Origin of the sequence: Bacillus sp. SLBN-46 (assembly GCF_031453555.1) — a bacterium.
Classification (GTDB): Bacteria; Bacillota; Bacilli; order Bacillales; family Cytobacillaceae; genus Neobacillus.
On sequence record NZ_JAVIZM010000001.1, the window covers coordinates 155,463 to 162,500 of the forward strand.

Annotated in this window: 6 protein-coding genes, 2 rRNA genes, 1 pseudogene and 1 riboswitch (1 of these 10 cut by a window edge); of the genes and pseudogenes, 1 reads left to right on the forward strand and 8 read right to left on the reverse strand. The window is 41.1% G+C overall.

Annotated elements, in window-relative coordinates; all coding sequences use genetic code 11:
• Positions 1 to 171: 171 nt before the first annotated feature.
• The 6 genes and pseudogenes from purB to QFZ87_RS00745 all read right to left on the reverse strand — a co-directional run bounded on the left by purB (position 172) and on the right by QFZ87_RS00745 (position 5,138).
• Positions 172 to 1,471, reverse strand: a pseudogene (purB, locus tag QFZ87_RS00720) (adenylosuccinate lyase).
• Between the two features lie 3 nt (positions 1,472 to 1,474).
• A complete protein-coding gene (gene purK / locus QFZ87_RS00725; RefSeq protein ID WP_309856560.1) occupies positions 1,475 to 2,629 on the reverse strand; it encodes a 5-(carboxyamino)imidazole ribonucleotide synthase in 1,155 nt (384 codons plus the stop codon).
• Positions 2,613 to 3,095: a 5-(carboxyamino)imidazole ribonucleotide mutase gene (gene purE / locus QFZ87_RS00730; protein WP_309856564.1), complete on the reverse strand. Its 483-nt coding sequence runs from the start codon at positions 3,093 to 3,095 to the stop codon at positions 2,613 to 2,615. The genes purK and purE overlap by 17 nt, the downstream gene beginning before the upstream one ends.
• A gap of 167 nt (positions 3,096 to 3,262) precedes the next feature.
• Positions 3,263 to 3,364: riboswitch (purine riboswitch) on the reverse strand.
• Between the two features lie 90 nt (positions 3,365 to 3,454).
• Positions 3,455 to 3,649, reverse strand: coding sequence for an NETI motif-containing protein (locus QFZ87_RS00735; protein WP_309856565.1), 195 nt, complete (start codon positions 3,647 to 3,649; stop codon positions 3,455 to 3,457).
• Complete coding sequence (locus tag QFZ87_RS00740) at positions 3,646 to 4,167, reverse strand: DUF2179 domain-containing protein (protein WP_309867564.1); 522 nt, start codon at positions 4,165 to 4,167, stop codon at positions 3,646 to 3,648. The genes QFZ87_RS00735 and QFZ87_RS00740 overlap by 4 nt, the downstream gene beginning before the upstream one ends.
• A gap of 77 nt (positions 4,168 to 4,244) precedes the next feature.
• Positions 4,245 to 5,138 (reverse strand): mechanosensitive ion channel family protein, encoded by an 894-nt coding sequence (locus QFZ87_RS00745; RefSeq protein ID WP_309856568.1) that lies wholly within the window; start codon positions 5,136 to 5,138, stop codon positions 4,245 to 4,247.
• A 115-nt stretch (positions 5,139 to 5,253) separates the two neighbouring features.
• Between QFZ87_RS00745 and QFZ87_RS00750 the strand changes: the two genes are divergently transcribed.
• Complete coding sequence (locus tag QFZ87_RS00750; RefSeq protein WP_309856571.1) at positions 5,254 to 6,489, forward strand: TolB family protein; 1,236 nt, start codon at positions 5,254 to 5,256, stop codon at positions 6,487 to 6,489.
• A 205-nt stretch (positions 6,490 to 6,694) separates the two neighbouring features.
• Here the strand turns inward: QFZ87_RS00750 and rrf are convergent.
• A 5S ribosomal RNA gene (rrf, locus tag QFZ87_RS00755) occupies positions 6,695 to 6,811 on the reverse strand.
• Positions 6,812 to 6,891: 80 nt separating this feature from the next.
• Positions 6,892 to 7,038, reverse strand: a 23S ribosomal RNA gene (locus QFZ87_RS00760); it runs 2,789 nt beyond the window's last position.

The window sequence follows — 7,038 nt, forward strand, 5'->3', positions numbered from 1 at the left end:
TTCACTCCTTATTCGCAATATTGGGAATCTTCAGACTGAAAATAGGCTGGTTGTGCCCTGTCCCTTGGTTTATTTTTGGTTGAGGGTCACGTTGTGATGCTTTACGCGACCGCTAACCCCTTTTTCGTGTTAATTCGGGCTCATAGAACCCCTAGCCTAGCTTCTACACCTTTATCCATTCAACCCTAATCGGTCAAAGATCGTATCTACATGCTGTAGATGGTAGTTATAGTCAAAGCAATCGGCAATTTCAACAGGTGACAACAACGAAGTAATTTTACTATCCGCTTCAATCAAGCCACGGAATGGAACCTGGTTCTCCCATGCCTCCATCGCCTTCGGCTGTACCGTATCATACGCCTCTTCACGTGATAACCCTTTATCAATCAGCGCAAGCAGTACACGCTGTGAGTAAATCAAACCAAGCGTCCGGTCCATGTTGCGCTTCATATTTTCCGGATACACAGTAAGATTTTTAATAATATTACCAAAGCGGTTTAGCATATAATTCAAGCCAATTGTCGCATCTGGCAAAATGATTCGTTCGGCAGACGAATGAGAAATATCTCGTTCATGCCATAACGGAACATTCTCATAAGCCGTTAACATGTACCCACGTAGAACTCGGGCAATTCCCGTCATATTCTCAGAACCAATTGGATTACGTTTATGCGGCATTGCTGAGGAACCTTTTTGACCTTTTGCAAAAAATTCCTCTACCTCACGCGTCTCACTCTTTTGCAATCCGCGAACCTCCACCGCAAACTTCTCAATGGACGTCGCAATCAAAGCAATCGTGGACATATAGTGAGCATGGCGGTCACGCTGCAACGTTTGCGTTGAAATCGGTGCCCGTTGGAGCCCTAATTTTTCACACACATATTGCTCAACAAATGGATTAATATTTGCGTACGTCCCAACCGCACCAGAAATCTTACCGAACTCGATTCCTTCTGCTGCCTGTTTAAAGCGCTCTAGATTTCGCTTCATTTCTTCGTACCAAAGCGCAAGCTTCAGCCCGAATGTTGTTGGCTCCGCATGGAACACCGTGAGTCCGGCCCATCATAACGGTCATTTTGTGTTCGATGGCTTTGTTCTTTAAAATCTCAACAAAGGTTTCCAGATCTTTTAGTAAAATCGCATTGGCCTGCTTTAATACATAAGAAAGTGCTGTATCCACCACATCTGTGGACGTTAATCCGTAATGCACCCATTTCCGCTCTTCCCCTAATGTTTCGGACACCGCGCGAGTAAAGGCCACCACGTCATGTCGTGTTTCTGCTTCAATTTCTTTGATGCGATCAATATTAAACGACGCGTTTTGGCGTAATTTTTCCACATCCGCCTTTGGAATTTCACCTAGTTCCGCCCATGCTTCACAGGCGAGAATTTCTACTTCCAACCACGCATTAAAGCGGTTCTCCTCTGTCCAAATGGCTCCCATTTCAGGTCTTGTGTAACGATCAATCATGTTTTATCCCCCGATCTTTTCTTTTGCTGTGTTCCAAATACTGCTCATTTCGAGCTCCTTTAGAGCGTCCGCAGTCGTTTCTCGTAAAAGTGTAACATGTCCCATCTTCCGTTTCCATTTAGGCTCTTCTTTTCCGTACAGATGAACCTTCCAATCTTTTTGGGTAGGAATCTCTCTATACAAGGTTTCAAGGTGCTCTCCTAATAGATTGACCATAACGGCTGGTTTTAATAGCTCCGTGCTTCCTAAAGGCCAATTACAGATGGCACGTATATGCTGCTCAAACTGTGAGGTCTCGCAAGCTTCTATCGAAAAATGCCCGGAATTATGCGGTCTTGGTGCTAGTTCATTGACGTAAATACTTCCATCATTCGTTAAAAACATTTCTACTGCCAGTGTGCCAACTAATTCAAGAGAATCTGCTAATTCCTCCGCCTTTTGAACAGCAGCTGCTGCAACAGTCTCTGAAATCCTCGCTGGGACAATCGTTTGATGTAAAATATTATCGACATGAATATTTTCAGCTACAGGGAAAATGGCTGTTTTACCATTTTGCTTGCGTGTCACAATGACAGATAGTTCTTTTTCAAATGGAATCCATTTCTCCAAAACACATGGACCTAGTTCACAGAGAGCCTTGCCCTCTAACACGTCTTCCGGATGGTGAATGACAAGCTGACCCTTCCCATCATACCCGCCTCTTGCTGTTTTTAAGACCGCCGGATACCCAACTGCGTCTATATTTAACAATAAATCATTCAGGCTTTGTATCACCTCATAGGGGGCAACCTCGATTCCCGCCTGCTGAATCGCTCGTTTTTCCTTGATCCGATCCTGTGTAATTGTAAGTAGGGTTGGACCTTGCGGCACATAGGCATGCTCACATAACCAGCCTAACGTATCTGCATCTATATTTTCAAATTCGTATGTAATGACATCGCTCATCTCTGCTAACTTACTGATGGCCTCTCGGCTATTGTAGGCACCAATCACTTGCACATCCGCTACTTGGCCGCAGGGAGAGTCTGGTGTCGGCTCTAAAACGGCAATTCGAAAGCCCTGTGCCTTTGCTGCTAGGGCCATCATTCTTCCCAACTGACCTCCACCAATTATGCCAATGGTTGCTCCTGGTAAAATCACTTTAGACAAGCTGATCACTACTTTCTAAGACTTCTAGTTTAATAGCTTCTCTTCTCGCTTCTAATTGATTAGCAAGCTTCTGATCTTCTGTTGCTAAAATTTGCGCGGCCAAAAGACCTGCATTTATGGCACCAGCTTTTCCAATGGCCACCGTTGCTACTGGCACACCGCCTGGCATTTGCACAATGGATAGCAGGGAATCTAATCCTTTTAAGGCTTGTGATTGAATGGGAACACCGATAACCGGAAGAGTTGTCTTTGCCGCTACCATGCCTGGAAGATGTGCTGCACCACCTGCTCCCGCTATGATTACCTTTAGCCCTCTGTTTCTAGCTTCTTCAGCATAGGTAAACATCAAATCAGGCGTCCGGTGCGCTGAAATCACCTTTTTCTCATAGACAATTTCAAGCTGATCAAGAATGTCACATGCATTCTTCATTGTTTCCCAGTCTGACTTGCTCCCCATGATGATGCCAACTTTCATTCCTACTCACCCTTTTCTCTTAACTTGCCACACAAATGAACTTCAAGGTAAAATACAAACAAATAGAAAATACCCGAAACAAATAGCCTCTCGATAAGAGAAAGCCATTTGCCCGGGCATTAGAAAGAATTCATAAATAAACGTAAGGGGACTTCCCCTTATTGCCGAACATATAGACTTTCCCTCATAGTCCAATAATTTACGGTTATTGGGTAGAAACTTATGGGCCATATTCCCATGGATATATGAGGGTAAAGATTAATTGTTACATCTGATAGCTTTATCTTACCAACCAACCCAATCGTATGTCAACAATAATATCGAACATTATTTTTAAATAATACTATAATGTTCGTGTTTTACTCCGATAACTGGGCTTCAAACACGATTTCACGGCCGACTGGTTCGTAAATAGTTTCGTTCCCCTTTTTCACTTCTCGAAAAATGGGTTTCTCTGTACGCCGGACAGGAACATAACCTTGCTGTTTTATTCTATTCAAGCAATCCTCAATACTTTCATTTTCCTGGACTTCAAATTTCTGCTTCTTACTCATGAAAATAATTTCCCTCTTTTCACTGATTTGACCCAGAAACCACCATGGATGGATTTCGGTTCGTAGGTAATGATGAATGCCTTCGGATCCAAACTTTTTATCGCATCATATAGTTTTAATTCGAATTTTCTTGGGGTGAGTATTTGCATCGCCATCCGGTCGCCTTCAAGTCCATTTGCTTCCCAATTGGTGACGCCATACCCTTTTTCTCTTAGAATTTTAGGGAGGTCTTTATCATATTCCTTTGTTATTACATTAACAGTAATATAGCCGAGAGCCAGCTTTTCTTCAATCTTCATACCGACAATGACACCGATACCATATCCAACCGCGTAGGCTATAAGATTTTGAATTTCATTGAGATTATTTAATACAAGACCCAGTCCAAGCACATAAATAACCACTTCAATCGTACTAAGAAATGCTGCGAGATAGCGCTGTCCCTTTAAAGTTAGTATCATCCTTATGGTAAAAAAAGAAACATAGACAATATTGATAAGCAGAATAATCACTACCATGATAAAACTGTTCTCTAACACAAGATGTCCTCCTTCGCGATTGCTTCCTACCACTTTAACATATAATTCCCTATGGGTCAGTCCTTAAGTGTTGTAAAAGGCCCAGAATTTTCAAGGGTTTTTGAAGTATGCAGGTCTTCTGCTTGCTTGAGAAGCATCGTGTCCTCAGCTAGTCGTATCTCGTAATTGTATAATGTTTGGGCAATTATTCTCCTAGTTTGTTTTGCGGCATCCCAGTAAAAAGTGTCATCCACCAATCCGGTAATCGTGTATTCGATTCCTCTGAAGGAAGCATTTAAAGATGTCATCCCGTACACCTTAAATGGCTCAACGATACATTCTGTCGCGTCTAATTTCATGCATGGCTTGTTTACTTCATTGATTTTTTCACAAGCCAGTTCTAGAACCTCCCATACCTTATCAGGATTTTCCCGATAGCTGATGACGACTCTTTCGATGACACGCATTTGATTAATATTATAATTATGTATTTGTTTGATTTCGCCGTTACTTATGGTTAATAGCTTGCCACTCCACTCCCGGAGTTTAATAAATCTTAGTCCTATCTCTTCCACTGTCCCATTGAAGGTATTGTTAATCGTAATGAAATCACCTTTATGCAGCTGCTTTTCATAAATTAAGAAAATCCCGGAAAGGATATCTCTAATCAGGCTTTGTGCGCCAAATCCGACGATCACTCCGACTACTCCAGCCCCTGCAAGAACTCTGCCAAAATTGCTGACGTATTGAGAGATGGCAAAAAAGATAAAGCTTAAAGTGGCCGTGTATTTTGTTAATGATCGAATCATACTCTCAATAGTTTGTTCTTTTCGTTCCTCAATAAAATGTGTCCGCTTAAAAAAATCATGGACAAGTTTATTGATAATATAAACACAAATCCATGCAATCACAGCAGCCAAGATAATACTGGTTAATTTATATTTATGGAGCAAATCCAACCAATCCATCATTTCACCTTCTTCTTTTATCACACCCATAGTGTTTACAATTGAATGCAAAATAATTTTTAGAAACTAATGCACTCTAAATAATAGGTAGACACTTTCTATTGATTGAGGAGATCCTATGATTAAGAAAACACTTATAATCGTACTTTTTTTAACAGCTTTTCATTCAAGTGTATTTGCGAGTGCCTCGGCTGCAGCACTTCAGGCGGCTTTTATTAGGGACAATGATTTGTGGGTTAAAGTAGGTATTAAGGAAGAGCGAATTACAAATGGAGACTTAATACGGTATCCAAAATGGTCGCAGGATGGCTATTGGATTGCTTATTTAAAGGGGGCAAAAGAGGCTGATGAAACATTCTTCAGTGGCGATTTGTGGCTTTATAATATTAGAATGAAAAAGCACTTTAAAGTAAAAACCAATGTATCTAAAAATTTCGCTTGGTCACCACAAGGCAATCAACTCACTTTTCTTGTAAACGATGCTTTATTTCTCTTCAATCCGGATCCTTCTAGTCTTTATCTGGCTACTCCTATTGCTACAAATGTAGAGAATGTTTCGTGGTTCCCTGATGGTAGAAGATTATTGATATCCTCAAGGAAAAAGGCTGAGCTTCATTCAGACATGATCCTTTCAGAAGTGGCTTTCGATAAGCTAAAGCCGAAGATTAAACCTATTTACACCATATCTATCGGGGAAGATGAGTACTATGTGAGTACGAGCGCCTTTAAATGGTCTGCGGACAAAAAGTGGATTAGCTTTTTATTAATCCCAACCGCTTCGTTATCTGCTGATAGTAATACTTTGTGTTTGTTTTCTTTGGATGGGCAGATTTTCAAGAAGGTTGATGAAATGTTAAATGATGAAAACTGGTTTAGATGGTCACCATGGAAAAATCAGCTCGGTTATATAGGTGGATCTGGTAGAGAGGCACAGAAAAATAAACAATTAAAGACAGTCTTCGTTCCGGGATTACGTAAAGAGATACTTACACCTAATGGTTATGTGGATCGTGATTTTTTTTGGAAAAACAACCACACTCTCATTGTCTCACGCTCTAAGGAAAGTGAACTAGTGGACATTGCTAAGCGCCCATTACCAAGTTTAAATAAGGTTAGCGATTCACAGGTGACCCAGGTTACCCTTCCTTTAAAAAACGAAGGGGATTTTGCACCACAAATCGTTCATAATCAACTTGTTTGGGTAAGGACAAATAGGAAGACCGCTAAAATACTTGTTTCTCGAGCAGATAAAGTGAAGGAAAAGGTTTGGATTAATAATGTTACTGTCGCAAGCTGGTATTATGAGAAGTGGCATTGGGACGAGGTTTTTGATTTATACGAGAGGTGGGACTAGATTCGGTATTGAAGACAGTTTTATTCGTGATTTGTGCCGTTTTTGCATGGTTTTTGTGTCATTATTAGGTGGGTTTGTGCCATTTTCAAAGACTTTTGTGCCATTTTTGATGCGTTTTGTATTTTTACCCATATAATGGTAGTTTTTTCTGTCAATTTAATAAAAATGAAAAAAGACAACCCACAAGGATTGTCTTTTTTCATTTGCCTGGCAACGTCCTACTCTCACAGGGACTTTCGTCCCAACTACCATCGGCGCTGAGAAGCTTAACTTCCGTGTTCGGTATGGGAACGGGTGTGACCTTCTCGCCATAGTTACCAGACTATTTTGTTTGAGAGATCGTTCTCTCAAAACTAGATAATGCAGAAGAAGTGTTTGTAAACTACGAGTTCGCTTTAAAACTTGGTTAAGTCCTCGAACGATTAGTATCAGTCAGCTCCACATGTTACCACGCTTCCACCTCTGACCTATCAACCTGATCATCTTTCAGGGTTCTTACTAGCTTGACGCTATGGGAAATCTCATCTTGAGGGGGGCTTCATGCTTAGA

Excerpts from the sequence above, each read along its gene's own strand:
- QFZ87_RS00745 (WP_309856568.1), bottom strand. The coding sequence starts at position 5,138 with ATGATGGATTGGTTGGATTTGCTCCATAAATATAAATTAACCAGTATT.
- purE (WP_309856564.1), bottom strand. The coding sequence starts at position 3,095 with ATGAAAGTTGGCATCATCATGGGGAGCAAGTCAGACTGGGAAACAATG.
- QFZ87_RS00740 (WP_309867564.1), bottom strand. The coding sequence starts at position 4,167 with ATGGTAGTGATTATTCTGCTTATCAATATTGTCTATGTTTCTTTTTTT.
- QFZ87_RS00750 (WP_309856571.1), top strand. The coding sequence starts at position 5,254 with ATGATTAAGAAAACACTTATAATCGTACTTTTTTTAACAGCTTTTCAT.
- QFZ87_RS00735 (WP_309856565.1), bottom strand. The coding sequence starts at position 3,649 with ATGAGTAAGAAGCAGAAATTTGAAGTCCAGGAAAATGAAAGTATTGAG.